This is a genomic window from Streptomyces capparidis (assembly GCF_054782095.1).
Window position 1 is genome coordinate 73124 of record NZ_BAAGTD010000022.1, and the last position, 24204, is coordinate 97327.

General features: G+C 75.9%; 24 protein-coding genes. 11 read left to right on the forward strand and 13 right to left on the reverse strand.

Going from position 1 to position 24204, the window contains the following annotated elements:
* Window positions 1-32: 32 nt before the first annotated feature.
* Entirely contained in the window at window positions 33-2069 is a 2037-nt protein-coding gene (locus ACYVO2_RS19200) for an APC family permease (protein WP_461009098.1), read from the reverse strand.
* Between the two features lie 269 nt (window positions 2070-2338).
* On the opposite strand from ACYVO2_RS19200, the gene ACYVO2_RS19205 reads away from it, so the two are divergent.
* A complete protein-coding gene (locus tag ACYVO2_RS19205; RefSeq protein WP_461009099.1) occupies window positions 2339-3004 on the forward strand; it encodes a potassium channel family protein in 666 nt (221 codons plus the stop codon).
* Between the two features lies 1 nt (window position 3005).
* Window positions 3006-3689: a potassium channel family protein gene (locus ACYVO2_RS19210; RefSeq protein WP_461009100.1), complete on the forward strand. Its 684-nt coding sequence runs from the start codon at window positions 3006-3008 to the stop codon at window positions 3687-3689.
* A gap of 104 nt (window positions 3690-3793) precedes the next feature.
* Here ACYVO2_RS19210 and ACYVO2_RS19215 read toward each other — a convergent pair whose 3' ends face one another.
* The 3 genes from ACYVO2_RS19215 to ACYVO2_RS19225 form a co-directional block, all read right to left on the reverse strand.
* Window positions 3794-4702 carry a DUF3159 domain-containing protein gene (locus ACYVO2_RS19215; RefSeq protein ID WP_461009101.1) on the reverse strand — a complete coding sequence of 303 codons (909 nt, stop codon included), beginning with the start codon at window positions 4700-4702 and terminating at the stop codon, window positions 3794-3796.
* Window positions 4703-4704: 2 nt separating this feature from the next.
* Complete coding sequence (locus tag ACYVO2_RS19220) at window positions 4705-5103, reverse strand: OB-fold nucleic acid binding domain-containing protein (RefSeq protein WP_461009102.1); 399 nt, start codon at window positions 5101-5103, stop codon at window positions 4705-4707.
* Window positions 5104-5265: 162 nt separating this feature from the next.
* The gene (locus ACYVO2_RS19225; RefSeq protein ID WP_461009103.1) at window positions 5266-6132 is read right to left on the reverse strand and encodes an Fpg/Nei family DNA glycosylase; all 867 of its coding nucleotides are present in this window, start codon (window positions 6130-6132) and stop codon (window positions 5266-5268) included.
* A 181-nt stretch (window positions 6133-6313) separates the two neighbouring features.
* Between ACYVO2_RS19225 and ACYVO2_RS19230 the strand changes: the two genes are divergently transcribed.
* The 5 genes from ACYVO2_RS19230 (at window position 6314) to ACYVO2_RS19250 (ending at window position 13736) form a co-directional block, all read left to right on the forward strand.
* The gene (locus ACYVO2_RS19230) at window positions 6314-6895 is read left to right on the forward strand and encodes an NADAR family protein (RefSeq protein WP_461009151.1); all 582 of its coding nucleotides are present in this window, start codon (window positions 6314-6316) and stop codon (window positions 6893-6895) included.
* 29 nt (window positions 6896-6924) lie between these two features.
* A complete protein-coding gene (locus tag ACYVO2_RS19235; RefSeq protein WP_461009104.1) occupies window positions 6925-7356 on the forward strand; it encodes a CU044_2847 family protein in 432 nt (143 codons plus the stop codon).
* A gap of 4 nt (window positions 7357-7360) precedes the next feature.
* Entirely contained in the window at window positions 7361-9586 is a 2226-nt protein-coding gene (locus ACYVO2_RS19240; protein ID WP_461009105.1) for a VMAP-C domain-containing protein, read from the forward strand.
* Window positions 9587-9657: 71 nt separating this feature from the next.
* Window positions 9658-10614, forward strand: coding sequence for an AAA family ATPase (locus tag ACYVO2_RS19245; RefSeq protein ID WP_461009106.1), 957 nt, complete (start codon window positions 9658-9660; stop codon window positions 10612-10614).
* Between the two features lie 2 nt (window positions 10615-10616).
* Window positions 10617-13736, forward strand: coding sequence for an SAV_2336 N-terminal domain-related protein (locus ACYVO2_RS19250; RefSeq protein WP_461009107.1), 3120 nt, complete (start codon window positions 10617-10619; stop codon window positions 13734-13736).
* 30 nt (window positions 13737-13766) lie between these two features.
* Here the strand turns inward: ACYVO2_RS19250 and ACYVO2_RS19255 are convergent, their stop codons facing one another.
* Genes ACYVO2_RS19255 through ACYVO2_RS19265 form a run of 3 tightly spaced genes read right to left on the reverse strand, consistent with a single transcriptional unit; the run spans window position 13767 to window position 15680 of the window.
* Window positions 13767-14534, reverse strand: coding sequence for a DUF3710 domain-containing protein (locus ACYVO2_RS19255; RefSeq protein ID WP_461009152.1), 768 nt, complete (start codon window positions 14532-14534; stop codon window positions 13767-13769).
* A gap of 1 nt (window position 14535) precedes the next feature.
* Entirely contained in the window at window positions 14536-15051 is a 516-nt protein-coding gene (dut, locus tag ACYVO2_RS19260; RefSeq protein WP_461009108.1) for a dUTP diphosphatase, read from the reverse strand.
* A complete protein-coding gene (locus ACYVO2_RS19265; protein WP_461009109.1) occupies window positions 15048-15680 on the reverse strand; it encodes a PaaI family thioesterase in 633 nt (210 codons plus the stop codon). The genes dut and ACYVO2_RS19265 overlap by 4 nt, the downstream gene beginning before the upstream one ends.
* A 209-nt stretch (window positions 15681-15889) precedes the next feature.
* On the opposite strand from ACYVO2_RS19265, the gene ACYVO2_RS19270 reads away from it, so the two are divergent.
* Complete coding sequence (locus ACYVO2_RS19270; protein WP_461009110.1) at window positions 15890-16771, forward strand: SDR family oxidoreductase; 882 nt, start codon at window positions 15890-15892, stop codon at window positions 16769-16771.
* Between the two features lie 28 nt (window positions 16772-16799).
* Window positions 16800-17258 (forward strand): DUF3093 domain-containing protein, encoded by a 459-nt coding sequence (locus tag ACYVO2_RS19275; RefSeq protein WP_461009111.1) that lies wholly within the window; start codon window positions 16800-16802, stop codon window positions 17256-17258.
* A gap of 16 nt (window positions 17259-17274) precedes the next feature.
* Here ACYVO2_RS19275 and ACYVO2_RS19280 read toward each other — a convergent pair whose 3' ends face one another.
* From ACYVO2_RS19280 to ACYVO2_RS19295, 4 genes are all read right to left on the reverse strand, one after another.
* The gene (locus ACYVO2_RS19280) at window positions 17275-18009 is read right to left on the reverse strand and encodes a hypothetical protein (RefSeq protein WP_461009112.1); all 735 of its coding nucleotides are present in this window, start codon (window positions 18007-18009) and stop codon (window positions 17275-17277) included.
* A gap of 176 nt (window positions 18010-18185) precedes the next feature.
* Window positions 18186-18485, reverse strand: coding sequence for a DUF4193 domain-containing protein (locus ACYVO2_RS19285; protein WP_461009113.1), 300 nt, complete (start codon window positions 18483-18485; stop codon window positions 18186-18188).
* A gap of 577 nt (window positions 18486-19062) precedes the next feature.
* Window positions 19063-20235 carry a sensor histidine kinase gene (locus ACYVO2_RS19290; RefSeq protein WP_461009153.1) on the reverse strand — a complete coding sequence of 391 codons (1173 nt, stop codon included), beginning with the start codon at window positions 20233-20235 and terminating at the stop codon, window positions 19063-19065.
* A 118-nt stretch (window positions 20236-20353) separates the two neighbouring features.
* Window positions 20354-21007: a response regulator transcription factor gene (locus ACYVO2_RS19295; RefSeq protein WP_461009114.1), complete on the reverse strand. Its 654-nt coding sequence runs from the start codon at window positions 21005-21007 to the stop codon at window positions 20354-20356.
* A gap of 325 nt (window positions 21008-21332) precedes the next feature.
* Here ACYVO2_RS19295 and ACYVO2_RS19300 point away from each other — a divergent pair, with 325 nt between their 5' ends.
* Together ACYVO2_RS19300 and ACYVO2_RS19305 are read left to right on the forward strand one after the other, a co-directional pair.
* Entirely contained in the window at window positions 21333-21515 is a 183-nt protein-coding gene (locus ACYVO2_RS19300; protein WP_461009115.1) for a hypothetical protein, read from the forward strand.
* A 66-nt stretch (window positions 21516-21581) separates the two neighbouring features.
* Complete coding sequence (locus ACYVO2_RS19305; RefSeq protein WP_461009116.1) at window positions 21582-21752, forward strand: hypothetical protein; 171 nt, start codon at window positions 21582-21584, stop codon at window positions 21750-21752.
* Between the two features lie 155 nt (window positions 21753-21907).
* Here the strand turns inward: ACYVO2_RS19305 and ACYVO2_RS19310 are convergent, their stop codons facing one another.
* A complete protein-coding gene (locus tag ACYVO2_RS19310) occupies window positions 21908-22708 on the reverse strand; it encodes an inositol monophosphatase family protein (RefSeq protein WP_461009117.1) in 801 nt (266 codons plus the stop codon).
* 71 nt (window positions 22709-22779) lie between these two features.
* Window positions 22780-23910 carry a ferrochelatase gene (locus ACYVO2_RS19315; protein ID WP_461009118.1) on the reverse strand — a complete coding sequence of 377 codons (1131 nt, stop codon included), beginning with the start codon at window positions 23908-23910 and terminating at the stop codon, window positions 22780-22782.
* Window positions 23911-24204 lie beyond the last annotated feature (294 nt).

The window sequence follows — 24204 nt, forward strand, 5'->3', positions numbered from 1 at the left end:
GCGGTGGCCTCCGTGGGCGGGGGTGGGCCCCGTCAGGCCGTGTCCTTCGGGCCTCCACGGGCGCCGGCGCGGGGCTCGCCGCGGCGCACCGAGCCCGGCGCGGCCCACTCGCGCGGCGGCCTGCGCCGGGCGGACGAGGCCAACTGCCACGGCACGGAGGTGACCATCACGCCCGGCTTGAACAGCAGACGGCCCTTGAGCCGCAGCGCGCTCTGGTTGTGCAGCAGGTGCTCCCACCAGTGGCCGACGACGTACTCGGGGATGTACACGGACACCACGTCGCGCGGGCTGGAGCGGCGCAGGTTCCGGACGTAGTCCACGACCGGGTCGGTGACCTCGCGGAACGGGGAGTCGAGGATCTTCAGCGGCACGTCGATGCCGCGGTCCTCCCACTCCTTCTTCAGCGCCGCGGTCTCGGCCGGGTCCACGTTGACCGTGACCGCCTCCAGGGTGTCGGAGCGGAACAGCTTGGCGTAGGCCAGGGCCCGCAGCGTGGGCTTGTGCACCTTGGAGACCAGGACGATGGAGTGCACCCGGGACGGCACGATGCCCTCCTCGGCGGTGCCGGCCGCCGCCAGCTCGTCCGAGACCCGGCTGTAGTGCTGCCGGATGCCGCGCATGATCAGGTAGAAGACGGCCATGGCGACCAGCGAGATCCACGCGCCGTGCGTGAACTTCGTGATCAGCACCACCACCAGCACCAGGCCGGTGAAGAACGCGCCGAAGCCGTTGATCGCCCGGGAGCGCACCATGCGGCGCCGCCGCTCGGGGTTGGTCTCGGTGGCCAGCAGGCGGTTCCAGTGCCGGACCATGCCGGTCTGGCTGAGGGTGAAGGAGACGAACACGCCGACGATGTACAACTGGATCAGCCGGTTGGTGTTGGCGCCGAACGCGTACACCAGCACCCCGGCGAAGGCGGCGAGCAGCACGATGCCGTTGCTGAACGCGAGCCGGTCGCCGCGGGTGTGCAGTTGGCGCGGCAGGTAGCGGTCCTGGGCGAGGATCGAGCCGAGGACCGGGAAGCCGTTGTACGCGGTGTTCGCGGCCAGGAACAGCACCAGCGCGGTCATCACCGCCAGGTAGATGAACATCAGCGAGCCGTCCCCGAACACCGCGGCCGCCACTTGGGCGATCACCGGCTCCTGGTGGTAGCCCTCGCCGGCCGGCTGCCCGTCGATGAGGATGTCCTTCGCCGGGTCCTCGGCCATGCGCACGTCCGAGTACAGGGCGAGCCCGATGACGCCGCAGAACATGGTGACGGCGATGCCGCCCATCAGCGCCAGCGTGGTCGCGGCGTTCTTCGACTTCGGCTTGCGGAACGCGGGCACGCCGTTGCTGATCGCCTCGACGCCGGTGAGCGCCGCGCAGCCGGAGGAGAAGGTGCGCAGCAGCAGGAAGACCAGCGCCAGGCCGGTGAGCCCGGTCTGCTCGGCGTGGATCTCGTAGTCGGCGGTGGGGGCGCGCATCTCGTCGTCCAGCACCAGGGCGCGGAAGACACCCCACGCGATCATGCCGAAGACCCCGGCCACGAAGGCGTAGGTGGGGACGGCGAACACCGAGCCGGACTCGCGCACGCCGCGCAGGTTCATCAGCATCAGCACGGCGATGATGGCCAGCGCCATCAGCGTCTTGTTCTCGGCGAAGAACGGCACCGCGGAGCCGAGGTTCTCCACGCCGGAGGACACCGAGACGGCGACGGTGAGCACGTAGTCCACCAGCAGGGCGCTGGCCACGGTCAGGCCCGCGCGCCGGCCCAGGTTGGTGGTGGCGACCTCGTAGTCGCCGCCGCCGCTGGGGTAGGCGTGCACGTTCTGCCGGTAGGAGGCGACCACGGTGAACATGAGCACCACCACGGCCGCGGCGATCCACGGGCTGTAGTGGTACGCCGACACGCCGGTGACGGACAGCACCAGCAGGACCTCGCCCGGCGCGTAGGCGACGGACGACAGCGGGTCCGAGGCGAAGACGGGCAGGGCGATCCGCTTGGGCAGGAGGGTCTCCCCCAGGCGGTCGCTGCGCAGGGCCCGGCCGATGAGGATCCGTTTCGGCAGGTCGGTCAGTTTGGACACGCCCTGGATCGTAAGCGGTCATCCGTACGGGGACACAGCCGCACCGGCGGCGAGCCCGCAGGTGTTCGCAGCGCGTTCCGCGCCGCGCGCGCCCCTCTCCCGCGCGGACGCGGCGGGTGTGTAGCTTGGGCGGCTGTCTGAGAACCTGGAAAGGCCCGCGGGAGCTCGCCGAGGAGTTCTTGCCGGACCTTGTGAGAACTTTAGGCAGATTTGGGGCTGCCTTGGCAGCGCCTTGGCGTGCGGATCGGCACTGAGCCGGAAGGACGGTCGTGCACATCGTCATCATGGGCTGCGGGAGAGTGGGAGCCGCTCTCGCGCAGACCCTGGAACAACAGGGGCACACGGTCGCGGTGATCGACCAGGACCCGACGGCGTTCCGCCGCCTGGGTGCCGGGTTCGCCGGGCGGCGGGTCACCGGCGTCGGTTTCGACCAGGACACCCTGCGCGAGGCGGGCATCGAGGAGGCCGGGGCGTTCGCCGCGGTCAGCAGCGGCGACAACTCCAACATCATCGCCGCCCGGGTGGCGCGCGAGATGTTCGGCATCGAGAACGTGGCCGCCCGGATCTACGACCCGCGGCGCGCCGAGGTGTACCAGCGCCTGGGCATCCCCACGGTCGCCACCGTCCGCTGGACCGCCGACCAGATGCTGCGGCGGCTGCTGCCCGCGGGCTCGGAGGCGCTGTGGCGGGACCCGAGCGGCGGGGTGCAGCTCGCCGAGGTGCACGCCTCCTCCGCCTGGGTGGGCCAGCGGATCAACCGGCTCCAGGAGGAGGCGGGCGTGCGGGTGGCGTTCCTCACCCGGCTCGGCGAGGCGATGCTGCCGACGTCCGACACGGTCCTCCAGGAGGGTGACCTGGTGCACGTGATGATGCGCACCGACCAGGTCGCCCAGGTGGAGGCGGTCTTCGCCAAGGGTCCCGAGGGGGGGCACTGAGATGAGGGTCGCCATCGCCGGAGCGGGCGCGGTCGGGCGCTCCATCGCCGGGGAGCTGCTGGAGAACGGCCACGAGGTGCTGCTCGTCGACAAGGCGCCCAGCGCCATCTCGGTGGAGCGGGTGCCGCAGGCCGAGTGGCTGCTGGCCGACGCCTGCGAGATCACCTCGCTGGACGAGGCCGCGCTCCAGCGCTGCAACGTGGTCATCGCCGCCACCGGCGACGACAAGGTCAACCTGGTCGTCTCGCTGCTGGCGAAGACCGAGTACGGGGTGCCCCGGGTCGTCGCCCGGGTGAACAACCCCAAGAACGAGTGGCTGTTCAACGAGGCGTGGGGGGTGGACGTGGCCGTGTCCACGCCGCGCCTGATGTCGGCGCTGGTCGAGGAGGCCGTCAGCGTCGGCGACCTGGTGCGGCTGCTGCGCTTCAGCCAGGGCGACGCGAACCTGGTGGAGCTGACGCTGCCGCCGGAGGCCGCGCTGGTCGGCACCCGGGTGGGGGACGTCACCTGGCCGGAGGACACCGCGCTGGTGACGATCATCCGGGGCCGCCGGGTGCTGACCCCGGGCAAGGACGACGCGCTGGAGGCCGGCGACGAGCTGCTGTTCGTGGCGGCGCAGGCGCGGGAGGAGCAGCTCGAGGACCTGCTGTCGGTGCAGCGGGGAGTGGGCGAGGACGAGGAGTAGGCCGCGACAGGCAAGAGTGAGGGCCCGGGAGCACCGCTCCCGGGCCCTCACCTTTCGCGTCCGCCTCCGCCGGTGGCCGCCGCGGGGCGTTCGGCGGGGGTCGTTCAGCGGGGCGCCGCCCCGTCGGTCTCCTTCGCCGCTCCCGGCACGGGCCCGGCGGACGGGGCTGCGGTGGAGGGGGCTGGGGTGGACGGGGCGGGGGCGGACGGGGCGGCGGCCGGCGCGGCTTCGCCGTCCTCCGCCGCGGCGTCCCCGGTCCGCGCCTCGCCGTCCTCGCCGTCCTCGCCGTCCTCGCCCTCCTCGTCGTCGTACACCACTTTGATCGGCGGCGGCGCGGTCGCCAGGATCCGCCAGGTGATGTACAGCGCCAGCAGGTACGGCGGGATGCCCAGGGCGACCTTCAGCCAGCCCAGCAGCGTCGCGTCGTGGGCGAAGTACACCGGGAACAGCACGGCGGGCTTGATCGCGGTGAGCCCCGCCCACACCCAGGTGGCCTTCAGATACGCGCGGTACCGGCCCGGGTTCTTCTTCTTCCAGGTGAGGTTCTCGCCGAGGATCGGCCCGAGCAGCACGCCCACCATCGGCCAGCGGACCAGCGCGGAGACCACGAAGGCGCCGGTGTAGGCGACGTTCCAGATCAGTCCGGGCAGGTAGAAGTTCTCCGCCCGACCGGAGCGGGTGGCGATGAACGCGCCGATGGCGACGCCGAACACCCCGCTCAGGGCGTGCTGGAGGGTCTCCCGCCGCAGCAGCCGCACCACCGCGAACGCGGCGGCGAGGCCGAACGCGGACCACGAGGAGGTGCCCACGTCCTTGGTGATGGTGAAGACGAGCACGAACACCAGGCCGGGCAGGGTGGCGTCGATCATGCCGCGCACACCGCCGAACGCCTTGACGAGGGTGGCGGCCGCCTCGCGGTTCGCCGCCTCCGCGGCTTCGCGCCGCTCCCGCTCGTCCGGCTCCTCAGCCGTGCCCGCCGCCGGGGCGGCCGTGCTGTCCTGGGCGTTGGCCATGCTCACTCCTGACCCACCGGGCGCAGTTCGTATCGGGGATTGAACAGCACGGGACGGCCCCGGTTCATCGAGATCCGGCCCGAGGCGATCAGCCGGCGGCCGGGCTCTATCCCGGCGATGGCCCGGCGTCCGAGCCAGACCACGTCCAGGGCCGCCGAGCCGTCGAACAGCTCCGCCTCCAGCGCGGGCACACCGGCGCGGGGGCGCAGCGTCACCGTGCGCAGCGTGCCGGTCACGGTGACGACCTGCCGGTCGCCGCAGGTGGCGATGGGTGTGCAGCCCGCCGCGGCGGCGTCCTGCTGGAGCTCCGCGGCCTGGAGCTCCTCGGGGGAGGACGCCAGCCGGTCGAGCATCCGGCGGAAGCGTCCCTTCGGGCGCTCGGATCCGGTCGCACCTGTCATGCGGGAAGGGTACCCGGATCGGCCGGGGAGGAGTCAGGGCCGCGCGACGCCGGGGGGTGGCGGGGTGGTGGCCGCGTTGACGTGCGGCGGGGGCCGGCGGCCGCGCCGGGCGCGGGCCGCCGCCCGGGCGCCGCTCCCCCTCCGGCCCGCCTCACCCCGGTCTCACTTCAGCAGCCGGGACAGGCGCCGGTCCGCCAGGGTGCGGCCGCCGGTCTGGCAGGTGGGGCAGTACTGGAGGGAGGAGTCGGAGAAGCGGACCGAGCGGACGGTGTCCCCGCACACCGGGCACGGCTGCCCGTCCCTGCCGTGCACCCGCATGCCCTCCCGCTTCTCCGCCTTCAGGTTCCGCGCCGCCACCCCGGCCGCCCGCTCCACGGCGGCGCCGAGCACCTGGCGGATCGCGGTGTGCAGACGGGCGGCCCGCTCCTCGTCCAGGGAGGAGGCCATGGCGTACGGGGAGAGGCGGGCGGTGTGCAGGATCTCGTCCGAGTAGGCGTTGCCGATGCCCGCGAGCACGGCCTGGTCGGTGAGGAACGTCTTCAGCCGGTGGCGGCTGCCCGACGCCAGGGACGCCAGCCTCTCCGCGGTGAACGGCTCCGCCAGCGGGTCCGCGCCCAGCCGGGCCACCCCGGGCACCCGCAGCGGGTCGCGCACCACGTAGGCGGCGACGGCCTTGGTGGTGCCCTGCTCGGTGACCTGGAAGCCGGACCCGTCGTCCAGCACCACCCGCAGCGCCACCGGGCCGCGGGCGCGCCGGGGCCCGGCCTCGGCGGGGAAGTCCTCCCGGTACTGGATCCACCCGGCGCGGGCCAGGTGCAGCACCAGGTGCGGCCCGCCGCCGGTGGCCAGGTCCAGGAACTTGCCGTGCCGGGTCACCGCGGTGACCTCGCGCCCGCACAGCTCGGCGAGCGGCGGGTCGAACGTCTTCAGGGCGGACACGGACAGCACGTCCACCCGGGTGACGGTCCGCCCGGTGACGCGGGCGGCGAGGTGGTCGGCGAGGGCCTGCACCTCGGGCAGTTCGGGCACGGGTCCAGTGTGGGACGCGGGGCGGGGCGGCGCACGTCGGGCGGCCGCTCCCCCGCCGTGCCCCGTGGACGACGCGTGGCCCCTGTCGGTGGCGGCTGGGAGACTCACCGTGTGCCCCCGGCGACCGCGGGGGCGTGGGGGCGCGGAGCCCGATACCGGAGGGGGTGTGCGGGTGACGGAGGTGTCCGCCGCGGCCGAGCCGCGGTCCGTGGCCGAGCTGATCGCGCTGGAAGAGCGCGGGGAGCGGCTGAAGTACCTGGCGTTCTGGGGCCACCGCCCGCCGAAGGACGGCGGTGTGGGGCGCGGCTGCCTCAGCCAGTGGTACCCCTCGCCGTTCACCGTGGACGGCGTGCGGTACGCCACCGCGGAGCACTGGATGATGGCGGGCAAGGCACGGCTGTTCGGCGACGAGGCCGGGCTGCGGGAGGTGCTGGCCGCCGGCCACCCGCGGGAGGCGAAGGCGGCGGGCGGGCGGGTCCGCGGCTTCGACGACGCCACCTGGGCCGCGCACCGGTTCGCGATCGTGGCCGAGGGCAACGTCCACAAGTTCGAGCAGCACCCGGCGCTGCGGGAATTCCTGCTCGGCACCGGCGACCGGATACTCGTCGAGGCCAGCCCCATGGACCGCAAGTGGGGCATCGGCCTGGCGGCGGACGACGAGCGGGTGACCGACCCGCGGCGCTGGCGGGGCCTGAACCTGCTGGGCTTCGCGCTGATGGAGGCCCGGGCACGGCTGCGCGGGGGCGGGGCCGAACGAGGTTGATCACCCCGGTCGCCGCGCCGGGGCACAATATGACGGTGTCCGACTACGCAGAGATCCGGCTCGACGACGAGACGTCAGTGCGTGTGCAGCTCGCCCCGGTCGGGACGGCCCCGCCGGTGCCCGACCCGAGGGACGGCTCCGCCCCGCCCGCGGACGACGTGCCCGACGGCTTCGGCGGGGTGACGCCGGTGGGGCGCCGCGGCCCGTCCGCGTTCGCGGTGGACGCGCTGCGCGGGGTGCTGCGCCCGCTCGGGCCGCTGCTCCAGGAGGTGCACGACGCGGTGGCCGCCACCCCCGACCGGCCGCGCGAGGTCACGGTCACCTTCGGGGTGCAGGTCGGCCAGGACCTCAAGCTCGGCATCGTGGGGTCCTCCGGGCAGGGCAGCCTGACGGTGTCGGCCACCTGGGAGCTGCCCCCGCGGGACGGCTCGCGGCCCTCCGGCGCGCCGGGAGGCGGCTGAGCCCATGGGCTGGTTCCGCCGCACCCCGGGCTCCGGCGGCGACGCCGTGCGGGCGGCGCTCGCCGGGGTGTTCGGCACGGGCGGGGCGCGCACGGCGGGGGCGGGCGTGTACCTGGCCGAACGCACCGTCCTGACCTGCGCGCACGTGGTCAACGACGCGCTGGGCCGCGGCCCGTTCCGGCACGAGCACCCCGGGGACGCCGCCCTGGAGGTGGCGTTCCCCTGCGCCGACCCCGCCGCCCGGCACCCGGCGCGGCTCACCGTGTGGGTGCCGCCGCGCGACGAGGCGGGCGGCCCGGTGCCCGCCGGCGCCCGGGAGTGGGCCGGCGACCTGGCGCTGCTCAAGCTCCAGGGCCCGCCCCCGTCCTCGGTGCGCCCGCCGGCGTGGGAGGCGATGGCCGAGGGGCAGCGGGTGCGCGCCTGGTACGGCGGCGGCCAGCGGTTCTCCTACGCCGACGGCGAGGTGGGCACCTGCGACGGCCGGATCGGCTACTTCGACGGGGCGCTGTCCGGCGCGGCCGTCGGCCCCGGCTACAGCGGGGGGCCGCTGTGGTGCCCGAAGCTGGGCGCCGTGGTCGGCCTGGTGGCCGGGCAGGTCTCGCCCGCGGAGGGGGCGTTCCGGGCCGGGCACGTGGTGCGGCGCGGTTGGGCCGTGCCGTGGCAGGCGGTGCGCGCGGAGCTGGAGCGCGGCGGCGCCGCCCACCTGCTGCCCGCGCCCGCGCCGCCCGCCGCGCCCGGCGGTCCCGCACCCGGCGCGGGGCACCGGCTGCTGCCCGCCCTGACCGCGCTGCTCGGCGACCCGGGGCGCCGCGCCGACCGGGCCCGCGCCCTGGCCGTCCACTGCGGCCTCGGCACCCCGGGCGACGGCTCGGTGCCCGGGGTGGAGGAGATCGCCGCCGTCCTCGCCGAGGAGCCCCGGGCGCTGGCCACGCTCACCGAGCTGCTGGCCCCCGTCACCGGCCCGCAGGGCCGCCCCCACCTGGACCAACTGCTCGCCGTCGGCCGGTTGCTGCGCCCGCAGTGGCTGCTGTCGCACGGCGAGCACCGGCGGCTGCTCGAGCTGCTGCGGCAACTGGCGGGCAGCGACCCGGCGCTGCTGCCGCGGGCGGTGCGCGGGGCCCTGCCGTACCTGGAGCTGCCGGGGCCGCTGCGCGCCCCGCACCTGGGGGCGGACGCGGTGGAGGCCGCCGTCGCCGCGCTGGAGGAGTTCCCCGGTGACAGCACCCCCGTGCCCACCGGCAGCCCCCGGGTGCCGGCGCTGCTGCGCGTCGCCGAGTACCTGGCGGCGGTGGCGGGCGAGCCGTTCCGGGCCGGGCTGCGGGAGTGGACCGGCGATGTGGCCTGCCGCCTGGGCATCCACGACTCCGCGCTGCACGAGCGCCGCGCGGACGCCGACGCCTGGGCGCGCCGCGCCCGGGCCGGGCGGCGGACCCGGCTGACGGTGCGGCTGCGCCGCCAGTCCGGGGACCCGCAGGACACCTTCCGCTGCGCCCTGTGGCGGGCCCGCGGCGACGGTTCCGCGGCCCGGGTGTCCATCGGCGAGGACCGGCCGCGCACCGCGGCCGAGATCGCCCGCCTGGTGCGGGACGAGGCCACGGCGGGCGCGGACGGCTCGCCCGAGGTGCCGGTGGTGGAGTTCGTGGTGGACCGCGCCGACCTGCACCTGCCGGTCGACGAGTGGGACGGCGCGGACCCCGGCGAGGCCGACCCCGACGATGTGCTCGCCCTGCTCGGCGGCGCCCAGGCCCTCGGCGAGGACTACCACGTGGTGCTGCGCTCCCACGGGCTGCGCCGCGCGCCGGGCGAGGCGGCCTGGCCCCGCCGCTGGGCCGAGCGCGGCCGGTGCGCCCCGCTGGTGGTGGACGCCTCCTACCCGGACGCCCGCGCGGTGCTGGCCGAGCTGAAGACCACGCACCGGGACTGCGGCCACGTGGTGGTGCACGGCCCGCCCGCGCTGCGCGCCCAGTTGGTGGAGGTGTGCGTGGCGATGGGCGTGCCGGTGGTGCTGTGGGACCGCGCCGCCTCGGGCCACGAGCACGCGGCGCACCTGGCGGCGGTGGAGCCGGACAAGGCGGTGGACGGGCTGCCGGAGCGGGTGCGGTGCCACCGGGCCAAGGCGGCGGCGCACCCGCTGGACCACCCGGCGCGGCCCGCGCTGGTGTGGGAGGACGCGGACCGGCCGGTGCCGGGCGAGCTCACGCTCGCCGACCCGGGCGGGGCCGGGGGGTGAGCGCACCGGCGCACGCCGGGGGCGGACCGGCCCGGGGACAGCGGTACGGCGACAGGAGGGGCACGGCGGGGATGACGGGCGACGACAACTGGCGGCTGTTCCGCGGCGACGGCGAGGTGCGGCGGGTGGAGTTCCCGGAGGCGCCGCCGTGGCGCGCCTTCACCCGCGGCGGCTCCCCCGGCGCACGGGGCCCGCGCCCTTACCTGATCTCCCGGGAGCACGCGGACGTGGTCAACGCGGCGCTGCACCTGCGGCGGCCGCTGCTGGTCACCGGCCACCCCGGCACCGGCAAGTCGTCGCTGGCACAGGCGATCGCGCACGAGCTGGAGCTGGGCCGGGTGCTGCGCTGGCCGGTGAACAGCCGCTCCACGCTCGCCGACGCGCTGTACCGGTACGACGCGATCGGCAGGCTGCGGGAGGCCGGGCTGCGCCGGGACGCGGCGGGCCCGGCCGAGGAGCCGGACATCGGCGCCTATCTGCGGCTCGGACCGCTGGGCACGGCCCTGCTGCCGGCCGCCCGGCCGCGGGTGCTGCTGGTGGACGAGCTGGACAAGGGCGACGTCGACCTGCCGAACGACCTGCTGACGGTGTTCGAGGACGGCGAGTTCGAGATCCCGGAGCTGGCCCGGCTGCCGGAGGAGCGCTCCCGGGTGGAGGTGCTGACCGCCGACCCGGGCGGGCGGGTGCCGGTGGAGCGCGGCCTGGTGCGCTGCCGCGAGTTCCCCGTGGTGGTGATCACCAGCAACGGGGAGCGGGACTTCCCGCCCGCGTTCCTGCGCCGCTGCGTCCGCCTGGACCTGCCGGACCCGGACGAGCGGCAGTTGCGCGAGATCGTCGCCGCCCACCTCGGCGAGGACGCGCTGGAGCGGGTGGACACCCTCCTCCAGGCGTTCCTCAACCGCCGCGCCCCCGGCGAGCTGGCCACCGACCAGTTGCTGAACGCGGTGTTCCTGCGCATGGGCGGCGTGGACCTGGACGCCGAGGGCCTGCTCGACGCGGTGCTGCACCGGCTCGGCGGGGCGGTGTAGGGGTGCCGGGCCGGCTGGCGCGGGCGCTGCGCGACTGCGGGGTGGACCTGTCCTCGCAGGAGCTGCTGGACGTCCTGTGGCTGGCCGCCCGTCTGCCGCGGGACGCCTCCGCGCCGCTGGCCCGCGCCGCGGGCGCCGCGGCGCGGGAGGGCGCGCGGGAGCCGGGGCGCGCGGGGGACGGCGCCGGGGCTGGTGCGCGCCCCGCCGACGGCGCCGGGCCCGCGCCGGAAGCCGGGTGCCCGCCCGGGGAGCCGGAGGACGGCGCCGGTGCCGCGCTGCACGCCGCCGCCGGTCCCGCCGCCGCCGGGCCCGCCCCCGCGGCCCGCCGGGCGCTGGCCCCGCGCGTCCCCGAGGACAAGGCGCTGGCCGCCGAGCTGCCCCTGGGCCGGGCGCTGCGGCCGCTGAAGCGGCAGCGCCCGGGGGGCCGCGGCTTCGAGGAGATCGACGAGGAGGCCACCGTCCGCGTGGTCGCGGAGACCGGGCTGCCGGACGTGGTGCCGCGCCCCGGCCGCGAGCGCTGGCTGGATCTGGCGCTGCTGGTGGACGACGGGGTGTCCATGCTGCTGTGGCGCCGGCTCTGCGCCGAGCTGCGCGCCCTGCTGGAGCGGATCGGCGCCTTCCGCACCGTGCGGGTGTACGGGCTGCGCAGCCGCGGACCCGGCGCGCCCCGGCTGTCCGGCCGCCCGTGGAGCGGCGAGGCGACGCTGGACGCGGGCGCGGCCTGCGACCCGTCGGGCCGCACCCTGGTGCTGGTGGTCAGCGACGGGGTGGGCGCGATGTGGCGGGACGGGCGGATGCGCGCCGCCCTGGAGCGGTGGGCGCGCCGGGGCCCCACGGCGGTGGTGCACACGCTGCCGCCGCGCATGTGGCCGGGTTCGGGCATCCGCGCCGAACCGTGGCAGGTCACGGTGCGGCAGGCGGGCGCCGCCAACGACACGTGGCGGGTGGCCGACCCGGTGCTGCCGCCGGAGCTCGCCGCGTTCGACGGCGTGCCGGTGCCCGTGCTGGAGCCCGAGCCGTCCGCGGTGGGCGCCTGGGCGCGCCTGGTGTCGTCCGAGGGCGGTTGCGCGGTGCTGCCGCTGCTGGCGCCGCACGAGCCGGCCGCCGCGCCGGGCCCCGCCCCGGAGCCGGACGACGCGCTGCTGCGCTTCCGCGACGCCGCCTCGCCCGAGGCGTACCGTCTCGCGGCCCACCTGGCGGCCGTCGCCCCCGTCTCCGTGCCCGTGATGCGGCTGGTGCAGGCGGCCGTGCCGTGGCGGGCGGAGACCGCGCACCTGGCGGAGGTGTTCCTCGGCGGCCTGATGCGGCGCGGCTCCGACGAGGGCCTGCCGCCCCGGTTCCAGCGCTTCGACTTCGACGAGCGGGCCAGGACGGCGCTGCTGGACGCCGTGCCCGCGGCTGAGCTGCTGGCCACCGCGAGGGCCGTCACCGGCCGGCTCGCCGCCCTGGCGGGCCGCTCCCCCGACTTCCCCGCGTGGCTGGCCCACCCGGACGGCGAGGACGCCCTGCCGGGCGGGGCGCGGCCGTTCGCGTGGGTGGGGCGGGGGCTGCTGACGCACTTCGGGGTGGAGGGGCCCGCGGCCGGGGAGGAGCCCGCGGCCGGGGAGGGGGACGGGCCGGCCGGGGAGGGGCCGCGGGCGGCGCTGGTGGCGACGCGGCACCTGGCCGCGGCGCCCTCGCCCTGGCGGCGGGCGCGCGAGGGCTCGCGTGTCGGGCCCTACCTGCCGGTGCTGCGCAACGCGGCCGGGCGCACGGAGAACTACCTGGCCGAGGACGCGGCGGGGCGGCGGGTGCTGGTGCAGGTCCCGCTGCTGTCCGGCGCCGACCCGGAGAGCGGCCGCGAGGAGGTGCGGACGATCCGGGCGGCCCTGGAGCGGATGGCCGGGCGGCACGCCCCCGCGCTGGTGGCCGCGGACCCCGAGGGCGGCCCGCCGTGGGTGGCGATGGAGCCGGAGCTCACCCGCTCCGGCAGGCCCGCGCCGACGCTGCGGGAGCTGATGGCGGTGCGGGGCTGGCGGCTGTCCCCGGAGTCGTTCGCGCTGCTCGGCGTCCAACTGGCCGAGGCGCTGGCCGTCTGCCACGCCGAGGGGATGGCGCACGGCTCGCTGAGCCCCGACACGGTGCTGGTGTCCGAGGACCGGATCCGGGTGGTGGGGTGGGCGAGGACCCGGTTCGGCGGGGGCCGTCTGATCACCGAGGACCTGCGGGCCCTGGGCCGCACGCTGCTGGCGCCGGCGCGGACGCACCTGGCGGCGCCCCTGCCCGACCCGGCGCACGACGTCCTGCGGCACTGCCTCATGCCGGACCCCACCGACGTGCCCGCCGCCGCGCGGGTCGCCCGCGCCCTCGCCTCGCTGCTGCCCCCGCCGCGGGAGCTCCCCCGGCGGTCGGAACCGCCGCGCGAGGGGCCCGTCCCCGAGCCCCCCCCGCCGCCGCCCGCCGCCCGTCTGGCCGCCGTGCTCGACCTGTCCCGCCCGCAGGAGCGCGGCACCACGACCGCGGTCCTCGGGATGCTGCTCGCCCAGGTCCCCGGCCGGCGGGTGCTCGCGGTCAACGCCGCCCCCGCGGTGAGCGCGCTGGACAACCGGATCCGCTGCCCGGAGCCGGTCCGCGCCCAGCGGCTCGACGTGGCCGGGGCCAGGGCGTTCGTGGCCCGGCACCGCTCGGGGCTGCACGTGCTGACGTACACGCCGCGCGGCGCGGCCGGGGCGATCGTCCGGGACGAGCGCTTCACCGCGGCGGCCGGCGCCGCGTACACCGCGGTGCTGCTGGAGCCGGGCGACGCCGGCCTGGACGCGGCCCGGGTCGCCGACCGGCTGCTGCTCGTCGTGCCGTACACCGCGGACGGGTTCGACCGGGCGGAGCGCACCCTGAACCGCCTGGCCGCCACCGGGCACGCCCACCTCGCCGCGAACGCCGTGGTGGCGGTGCAGCAGGGGGACGGCGCCGGCGGGCCGCAGCCCGCCCTGTGGGCCGCCGAGGCCCGTATAAGGGACCGCTGCCGGGCCCTGGTCTTCCTCCCGGCCGACCGCGAGCTGGGCCGGGGCGTGCTCGACACCACCCGGCTGCCGGCGGGCGTGCTGAACGCCCACCGGGTGGTCCTGACCGCCCTCGGCCTGTGACCCGGGGCGCGTGGCGTCCCGGGCCCGCCGCTACCGGACCTCGGTGATCTCCGGGCCGCGCCGGAACGGGTCGAGACCCTCCGCCTGGAACCGGCCGCCGCCCTCCTGGCTCACCGCGTCCGGGACCATCTGGGCGTCCTCGGGCAGCTTCAGCACGATCGGGTCGCGCGGCGCCATCGGGGCGTCGCCCCGCACCACGACCGTGTCGCGGAGGATCTGCTCCAGCACGCCCGCGGTCTCCGGCTGCACGGCGCCCTGCCCGGAGATCACGCCGCGCAGGAACCACCGCGGCCCGTCCACCCCGACGAAGCGCACCAACTGCACGCCGTGGGTGCCGTCGGGCAACTGCACGGGCACCTGCGCCCGCAGCTCCCAGCCGAGCGGCCCCTCGACCTCGTCGATCACCCCGCCCTGCTGGGTGATGCCGGCGGCGATCTCGGCGCGGACCTCGCCCCAGATGCCCTCGGAGCGGGGCGCGGCGAACGCCTGGAGCTGGATGGCGCTGTTGTTGATCACGACGGTGGCGGCGACGATGGAGTCGCCCGCGACCTCGACCCGCAGCTCCATGCCCTCGACCCCGGGCACGTAGAGGCCACCGAGGTTGACCCGGCCCTCGCCGGGCGCGCTCACCTCGGAGATGTCCCACGGGCCGTCGGGGCGCGGAGCGGGCGGCAGGTTCACCCGGCGCCCCTCGGACTCGGCGGTCTCCTCGGCGTCGTTCGCCGACTCGTCCTGGCCGAGCTTGTCTTCGAGCTGCTCAGGCGCGTCTTCACTCTGCTTGCGGCGACGACGGAACACGTCACTGTCCTTCCCGGTCTGCAACGACCGAAGAGTATCCATTCCCGCCCGTCTGGCCGCCAACCGCGGCGTGGCCGCCGGTCGAGCCGAAACCGTTCCCGGCCCTGGCCGATCCGGGCAGCACCGCCACCTCGTGGAAGCGCACCTTCTCGACCCGCTGGACGACCAGCTGGGCGATCCGGTCCCCCCGCTGGAAGACGACCCGCTCGCGCGGGTCCAGGTTGACCACGATCACCTTGATCTCACCACGGTACCCGGCATCCACGGTTCCCGGCGTGTTCACCAGCGATACGCCGCAGCGGGCGGCCAGGCCGGAGCGCGGGTGGACGAACGCGGCGTACCCGTCGGGCAGCGCGATGGCGATGCCGGTGCGCAGCACGGCGCGCTCCCCCGGCTCCAGCTCGGCGTCCTCCGCGGTGCGCAGGTCCATCCCGGCGTCGCCGGGGTGCTCGTAGGCGGGCAGCGGCAGGTCCGCGTCGAGCCGCCGGATCAGGACGTCCACGGGCGGATGGGTCACGGGTTCACCTCGAAGGCACGCATGATCTTCAGTTGGTCCCCTTCGCCCCGCCGCGCGGCGTCGATCACGGCCTGCACGTCCTCGGCCCTGCCGTGCTCGGTGAAGTGCTTCACGGGCACCTCCACGAACACCGCGTCGGCGCGCACCGCGACCGGCCCGCCGGGGCCGCCGGCCCGCCCCTCGGCGGTGGCGTAGATCTTGCGGCCGTGCACGGCCAGGCAGCGCGCGGTCAGGTGCAGCACGGTGCCCACCGGCACGGGCCGCAGGAAGTCCGTCTCCAGGCGGCCGGTGACGGCGATGACGCGCAGCAGCCAGTTCAGCGAGCCGAGGGTCTCGTCGAGCGCCGCGGCCAGCACTCCGCCGTGGGCGAGGCCGGGCGCGCCCTGGTGCCCGGAAGCGACGGTGAACTCGGCGGTGACGCTCACGCCCTCGCCCGCCCTGGCCACCAGGCGCAGGCCGTGCGGCTGCTCCCCGCCGCAGCCGAAGCACTGCTCGTAGTGCGCGCCCAGCGGGGTGCCGGGTGCCGGGGCGTCGGGGTGGCGCACCGGGGGCCGGGCGTCCGGCGGCGGCGTCACCGACGGGCCTCGCCCGGCCGCCTCGGGCGCGTCGGATGCGGTTGGTCCACTCACAGGCGCTGACACTACCGTCGGTGGCGCGCCGCGGCGGCGGCAGGATCTTTTCCCGCCCGGCGTCCGTTGCCTGAAGTCGGGTGCGCCGCCCGGGGCCGGGTTCCGGCGGGCGCGCACGCGCACCCCCTGTCCCACGTACCCCGGTGCGAGTACCGCGCCCCGCGGGGCCGGCACACGGCGCACGTCCCGTCCCATCCCCGGAGTCGCCCATGCCTTCCAAGTCCGTCGTCGTCACGGGTGCCAGCAGCGGCATCGGCCTGGCCACCGCGCTCGAGCTGGCGCGCGCCGGGTTCGACGTGATCGGCACCGCCCGCACCGAGGAGAAGGCCGCGGCGCTGCGGCGGCGGGCGGAGGGCGTCGGGGCGCCGGTGCGGACGGTGCTGCTCGACGTCACGGACAGCACCTCCGCGGTGCGGGCCTTCACCGAGATCGCCGAGCTGACCGGCGGCGGCCCGTGGGCGGTGGTGAACAACGCGGGCCTGGCGCAGCCCGGCGCGGTGGAGGACGTGGACGACGAGCGGGTGCGCCGCCAGTTGGAGACCAACCTGGTCGCCCCGGCGCGGATCGCCCGCCTGGTGCTGCCCCAGATGCGGCAGCGGCGCAGCGGCCGGATCGTGAACGTCTCCTCCGTCTCCGGCCGGATCTCGCTGCCGCTGCTCGGCTGGTACTGCGCCAGCAAGCAGGGCCTGGGGGCGCTGACGGACGCGCTGCGGATGGAGGTGGCACCGTTCGGGGTGAAGGTGTCGCTGGTGGAGCCGGGCGCGTTCGGCACCGGCATCTGGGAGCGCGCGGTGGCGATGCTGCCGCGGGGCGGGTCGGCGTACCAGGACCAGTACGACGCCGCCCAGGAGGTGCTGCGCGGCGCCAAGGAGCTGCCGGGGCCGCGCCCGGTGGCGAGGGCGGTGCTGCGGGCCCTGCTGGCCAGGCATCCGCAGCCGCGGTACGTGGTGGGCGGCCGGGCCAGGGCGCAGGTGGTGCTGGACGCGCTGGCGCCGACCGCGGCCTCGGACTGGGCCAAGTCGGTGGGGACGGGGCTGCGCACGCCCCCGCCGCGCCTCACCCGCGCGGTGGAGCGCCTCCGGGGCAGGTGACCGCGGGCGGGCGTGCCAAGCTTGGGGCATGCAGTCCGGTACGCAGTCCTACGACGAACGCCTCTCCGCGCCCCGCCTGTGGTGGGTGCTCGCCGTCGCGCTCGGGGCGAGCCTGGGGCTCGCCGCCCTGCCGCTGGGCGTGGTGCCCATGCTGGTGGCGCTGGTCGGCGGTGTGGTGGCGGCCCTGCTGGCGGTGAGCGCGTACGGCTCGGCGCGGATCCGGGTGGTCGCGGGGTCCCTGGTCGCCGGGGACGCGCGGATCCCCGTGGAGGCGCTGGGCCGGGCGTACGCGCTGGACCGGGAGGAGGCGGCGGCCTGGCGTTCGCACCGGGCCGACCCGCGGGCGTTCATGCTGCTGCGCGCCTACATCCCGACGGCGGTCCGGGTGGAGATCACCGACCCGGAGGACCCGACCCCTTACGTGTACCTCTCGACGCGGCACCCGGCGCGCCTGGTGGAGGCGCTGTCGCGGGTGGCGAGGGCCTGACGGGCCGGCCCCGGGGCTACTCGGGGCGCTCGTGCTGCTCGGGGGTGTCGTTCCCGGCGGGGCCCCGGCCGAGCTCGGGGCGGGTCGCGGCGGGGTCGGGCCACTGCCGCGGCAGGGCGGCACCTTCCGCCTGGTCGAGCCGCTCCCAGGACACGGCGCGGGAGCGCAGGTCGGTGCGTATCTCCTCGGCGAGCCTGCGGGTGTCGCGGCGGTTGACGATGCCGCCGATGGCCGCGCCGATCAGGAACGGGCTGAGCGTCGGCAGGTTGCGGAGGGTGCGCTTGAGCAGGCGCTGGCGCAGCTCGCGCTTGAGCTGGCCGCTGATGGCTGAGGCGACGCCGCCGTGCTTGAGCACGTCGACGCCCCTGCGGTTGGCCCAGGAGGCGACGTAGGCGTAGGCGCGCTGGGTGGTGTTGCCCGGCGGGCGCAGGCCGTAGACCTCGTGCAGCTCGGCGATCAGCTTGATCTCCACGGCGGCCACGCCGAGCGTCTCGGCGGCGAGCTCGACCGTCATGGCGGGCGGCACGGGCAGGGCCGCCGCGGCGCCGACGCCCGCGCCGACCGTGGCGCTGCCCTTGACGGCGGCCGACACGAGCTTGTCGGCCAGCTCCTCGGGGCCGAGCCCGGGGAACTGCCGGCGCAGGGTCGCCAGGTCCCGGACGGGGATGCGGGGCGCGGTCTCCGCGAGGCGCTCGGTGAGCGTGGCCAGGCCGACCCGTGCGCCCTGGCCGGCTTTCGCCCTCGCGCGCAAGCCCGCGAGCGAGGCCGGGAGCCGTCCTCGCCCGCTCCCTGTCGCTGCGGGGTCCTCCGTGGTGGGCGGCGCCGCCTCCCCGGGCGTCCGGGCGGCGGGGAGGGCGGAGGAGTCCGCCGGGCCGCCGCCCTCGCGGCTGAAGCGGAAACGGTGCGGGCCTGCCACGGCTGCCCCGCTCAGGCCGCGCAGTCGCGGCAGACCGGCTGGCCGTTCTTCTCCTCCGCGAGCTGGCTCCTGTGGTGCACCAGGAAGCAGCTCATGCAGGTGAACTCGTCCGCCTGCCGCGGCAGCACGCGAACGGACAGCTCCTCGTTCGACAGGTCCGCGCCGGGCAGCTCCAGACTCTCGGCCTGCTCGAACTCGTCCACGTCGACCGTGGAGGCGGACTTGTCGTTCCGCCGGGCCTTCAGCTCTTCGATGCTGTCCTCGTTGAGGTCGTCATCGGTCTTGCGTGGGGTGTCGTAGTCCGTTGCCATGTCGCCTTCTCCCCCTCCGGGTGTTTGCGGTGTCTCCAGCGCACGTAACGCGTGAGAGGCCGGACTTGTGCCCGACCCGAAGCGGAGATTTTGCCCTAACTCAAGGCCTGTTACTCAATCGACACCCAACCGCACCCCCGAAGAGGTGACCGGCGCCGGGTGCCGCGGGCACCGAGGGCGGTGCGCCGGAACCGCCGACGGGGCGCTTCACCGTGTACTTCCCGTGATCGGACGGGTGGGAAACGTCCCCACCCCGGCCGTCCTGGCGGCGCCCCCCACGGGGGCGCGCGCCCCAGTCCGCCCTTGGATCCGGGGCCCGCCACCGCGCGCCGGGCGCGCCTGCGGCGCACACCACGCGGGCGGTCCGCGCCGTTACGCGCCGTAGCCGACCGGGTCGGCTCACCGCGCGGCACGATGGGCGACCACTGTCACCGCTCGCGCTCGCATCATCACACCATGCGAGGAAAGCGTTTGACTGGAAACACATGTGTGATCCATCACATCCCCATCGACACGCGGAAGGAATCCCGTTATACGCCCATTTCCCCCGCACCGGAACACCCGGCCCGTGACCGGCTCAGACGGGGATCGTGACCCTCATGACAAGGCCGCCGCCCTCCCTCGGCACCGCCGTGATGGTGCCACCGTGCGCCCGCACCACCGAACGGACGATGGAAAGGCCGAGTCCCACGCCCCTGTCGCTGCCCGTGCGCTCCGTGCGGAGCCTGCGGAACGGCTCGAAGAGGTTCTCCAGCTCGTAGCCGGGGACCAGCGGACCGGTGTTGGACACCTCCAGCACCGCGTGCCCGGGCGCCGGACCCGCCACAACGTCCACCCAGCCGTTTTCGGCCACGTTGTAGCGCACCGCGTTCTGCACCAGGTTCAGCGCCACCCGCTCCAGCAGCACCCCGTTCCCCTGCACCGTCACCGGCTCCAGGCGGGCCCGCACCGCCACGTTCTTCGCCTGGGCCTCGCCGCGGGTCTGCTCCACCGCCTGGGTGGCCACCTCCGCCAGGTCCACCGGCTTGCGCTCGGTCAGCTCGTTCTCGCTGCGGGCGAGCAGCAGCAGGCCCTCCACGAGCTGCTCGCTGCGCTCGTTGGTGGCCAGCAGCGTCCTGCCGAGCTGCACCAGGTCCGGGGAGGCGTCGGGGTCGGAGAGCTGGACCTCGAGCAGGGTGCGGTTGATCGCCAGCGGGGTGCGCAGCTCGTGGGAGGCGTTGGCGACGAACCTGCGCTGGGAGTCGAAGGAGCGGTCCAGCCGGTCCAGCATGTCGTCGAAGGTGTCGGCGAGCTCCTTCAGCTCGTCGTCCGGCCCGTCCAACTCGATCCTGCGGTGCAGGTCGGAGCCGGCCACCGTGCGGGCCATCCGGGTGATGCGGCCCAGCGGGTGCAGCACCCGGCCCGCCATCACGTAGCCGAACGCGAACGCGGCCACGGTCAGCCCCAGCAGCGCCACCAGCGACTTGCGCAGCAGCGAGTCCAGCGCCTCGTCGCGCTGGAGCGCCATGAAGTCGGCGGTGCACCGCTGGAGGTCGGCGTTGTCCACCGTGTTGCCCGCGTACTGGGAGCACACCTCGCTGGTGAAGCGCACGGCGCTGCCCGACTCGATCTCGAACGGCAGCGGGCTGCTGATCTGGACGCTCTGCGCCACCAGCAGGTAGATCAGCGAAAGCAGCAGCACGCCCGCCATCAGGAACATGCCGCCGTACAGGACGGTGAGCCGGAACCTGATCGTCGGGCGCGGCCACATGCCCGCCGGCGCCTGCGGGTCCCAGGTGGGCTTGGGCGGCACCGGGCGCGGCGGCGCGGCACCCGGGGCGCCGCCGGGGGGCCGCGCCGGGGAGGGGGGAGGGAGCGTCGTCACGTGATCAGATCCGGTAGCCGGAGCCGGGCACGGTCAGGATCACCGGCGGCTCGCCGAGCTTGCGGCGCAGCGTCATCACGGTGACCCGGACGACGTTGGTGAACGGGTCGGTGTGCTCGTCCCACGCCTTCTCCAGCAGTTGCTCCGCCGACACCACCGCTCCCTCGCTGCGCATGAGCACCTCCAGCACCGCGAACTCCTTGGGCGCGAGCTGCACCGGCCTGCCGTCGCGGTGCACCTCCCGGCGGTTGGGATCCAGCCGTATCCCGGCGCGCTCCAGCACCGGGGGCAGCGCGGTGGTGGCGCGGCGCCCCAGGGCCCGCACCCGGGCCACCAGCTCGGTGAAGGCGAACGGCTTGGGCAGGTAGTCGTCCGCGCCCAGCTCCAGGCCCTCCACGCGGTCGCTGACGTCGCCGGAGGCGGTGAGCATCAGCACCCGGGTGGGCAGGGCCCTGCCGACGAGTTCACGGCAGACCTCGTCGCCGTGCACCAGCGGCAGGTCGCGGTCGAGCACCACGACGTCGTAGTCGTTGACGCCGATGCGCTCCAGGGCGGCCGCGCCGTCGTAGACGACGTCCACGGCCATGGCCTGCCGGCGCAGTCCGGTGGCCACAGCATCGGCGAGCAACTGCTCGTCCTCGACGACGAGAACCCGCAACGGGCTGTCCTTCCTGTGTGTTCCTGTGCGTGACCGCCCGCGGCGGTCCGTGGCCGTCCCGGCCGCTGCCGGGCCTCGTGCGCGGCGCGCTCGGTGGACCACCGGCCCGGCTCACGGCAGCCTCGCGGCATCCCGGCGCGAGGCGGCCGGCCCTCCCCCGCGGGGCCGAGCAGGACCGGTGGTGCCTCCATCGTCCCTCGCGGCACCGTAAAACGGAGGTAAGCCGCCGCGGCGGGCGACCCCGCGGGGCGTGGAAGCGGGGTCGCGGAAGGGGAGCGGCCGGATCCGTGCGGGGGCTGCCCGAAACGGCGGGCGAGGGTCCACCATGGAGTCGGAAGCGGTGGAAAAAAGGCGCTTTTTTCCCCGCGAGAATCAGGTTTCCACCCCGAAAACTGGGGGGAAGACCACTGCAATCCACGATCAGCCCTTCCGCACCGGGCGCCACAGCGCACGGTCGGTGGACAGCGAGGACGCGCTGACCCGCAGGGCCATCACGCAGCACACCTGAACCGGGCACGTGGGAGACGTGCCACCGATGACGTGACCCAACCAGAACCATGTAGGGGGCGCCACCATGGACGCGTTCACCGCAGACATCCTGCAGCGCATACGCACGACCGAGTCCGAGCTGCGCGACGCCCGTCAGTCGGGCGACGAGTTCCTCGCCGAGGTCGAGCAGGCCGAGCTCGAGGACCTGCGCCGGCTCGCCGCCGAGCACGGTGTGCGAGTGCCCCAGGGCGCCTGAGACCCCACCGCCTCGACCGCTCGCCGGCGCCCGGACACCCTCGCGGTGTCCGGGCGCTGCTGTGTCCTGGCGGACAGGCGGACGGCTGACGGCTGACGGGAACGGCGGACGGGGGCACCGCGTCGTTCCGGGGTGCCCCGCCCCGCGGAGGGCGCCTAATCGTGCCAGGCGCCCAGTTCCTCCAGGGCCGCCTGGAGCTCCTCGAAGACGCCCGGCACCGCGGCCACCGTCAGCTCACCGGACGGCTCCTCGCCCGGCCGGCCGCCGACCAGCGCGCCGGCCTCGCGGGCGAACAGGGCGCCCGCGGCGAAGTCCCAGGGGTTGAGGCCGCGCTCGTAGTAGCCGTCCAGCCGCCCGCAGCCCACGTCGCACAGGTCGATCGCGGCGGCCCCGGCCCTGCGGATGTCCCGCACCCGCGGCAGCAGGGCGCCCACCACCCGTGCCTGGTGCACCCGCCGCTCGGCGCGGTAGCCGAACCCGGTGCCGATCAGGCACTGCTCGAACGGCGGGGTGGGGCGGCAGTGGACGCGCTCGCCGTCCCGGTAGGCGCCCCGGCCCTCCACGGCGTGGTAGACCTCCCCGCGCATCGGCGCGGCCACCACGCCCACCACGGCCCGCCCGTCCACCTCGGCGGCGATGCTCACCGCCCAGGCCGGCAGCCCGTACAGGTAGTTCACCGTCCCGTCCAGGGGATCGACCACCCAGCGCACGCCGCTGGTGCCGGCCGAGCTCGCCCCCTCCTCGCCGAGGAACCCGTCGTCGGGCCGCCGCCGCCCGACGCAGTCGGCGATCAGCTTCTCGGCGGCGATGTCCATCTCGGTGACGACGTCTATGGGGCTGGTCTTGGTGGCCGCGACGCCGAGGTCGGCCGGGCGGCCGGTGCGCAGCAGCTCGCCCGCCCGCCGCGCGGCCTCCAGCGCGACGTCCAGCAGTTCGGTCCTGAGGGCTTCGGTCACGGGTGTTCCCGTCCTGTCGTGTCTCGCCGTGGTGGGTTGCGGGGCGGGCCGCCGGGCGGCCCCGGCGGCGTTCAGTCCCGCCCGGCCGCCGCGGGGCGCGGGGCGCGCGGGTTGGGGCAGCAGCCGGCCGGGCACACGTCGTGGCTCGGCCCGAGCGCGCCCAGCGCGCAGCGCGCGGGCGCCTGCCTCCGCTCGGCCGCGGCCCGCTCCAGCACCAGCTCCCGCACCGCGGCGGCGAACCGGGGGTCGGCGCCGACCGTGCGGGCCCTGGACACCGGCAGGCCGAGCTCGGCCGCCTTGGCCGCGGCCTCGGTGTCGAGGTCGTACTTGACCTCCATGTGGTCGGAGACGAAGCCGATGGGCACCATCACCACGGCCTCGGCGCCGGCCTGGGACAGCGCCTGGAGGTGGTCGCAGATGTCCGGCTCCAGCCACGGGATGTGCGGGGCGCCGCTGCGGCTCTGGTAGACGAGCTCCCACGGGCGGTCCGCGACCCCGGTGGCCTCCGCGACGGCGTCCGCGACCAGCCGGGCCACCTCCAGGTGCTGGGCGACGTAGGCGCCGCCGTCGCCGTGGACCTCCGCCGGCCCCGAGGTGTCGGCGGCCGCGACCGGGATGGAGTGCGTGGTGAACGCCAGGTGGGCCCGGTCGCGCACCCGCTCGGGGAGCTCGGCCAGCGCGGCCAGGGTGGAGTCGACCATGGGCGCGACGAACCCGGGGTGGTTGAAGTAGTGGCGCAGCTTGTCCACGGTCAGCTCCGGGTGGCCCTCGGCCGCGAGCATCGCCAGGGCGTCGGCGAGGTTCTCCCGGTACTGGCGGCAGCCCGAGTAGGAGGCGTAGGCGCTGGTGGCCAGGACCAGCACCCGCCGCACCCCGTCCGCGGCCATCTGCCGCAGGGTGTCCACCAGGTACGGGGACCAGTTGCGGTTGCCCCAGTGGACGGGGAGGCCGACGCCGTGCGCGGCGAAGTCCTCGCGCAGGGCGGCGAGCAGCTCCCGGCACTGCTCGTTGATCGGGCTGACCCCGCCGAACATGAAGTAGTGCTGCCCCACCTCGACGAGCCGCTCCCTGGGAATGCCGCGGCCCCTGGTCACGTTCTCCAGGAACGGGACGACGTCGTCGGGGCCCTCGGGCCCGCCGAAGGACAGCAGGAGCAGGGCGTCGTAGGGGGCGGTGTCGGCCGCGGTGCTCGGTTCGGGCATGCTCCGATCCTCGCATCCGGCCCGCCCCGTCCCCCCACCCACCCGCGCCCACGCCACCCGCACGCCGCACGCCCGGGGAGCCGGGGGCGCCCCGCCCGCAACCGCGCGCCGGGCCCGACACCGCGCGCCCCCGAGCCCCCGCCTCGGGCGGCAGCGCTCCCCCGTTCCCGCCGCCGCCCCCGCGACGCCGCCCCGCTCCCGTGCCCCTCCTCCGCGCCCCTTAATTGCCTTGCCATGCTCGGTAACCTGTAAAAGCTGCTCATACGCCTTACGGACAATCGGCCCATCGCATCG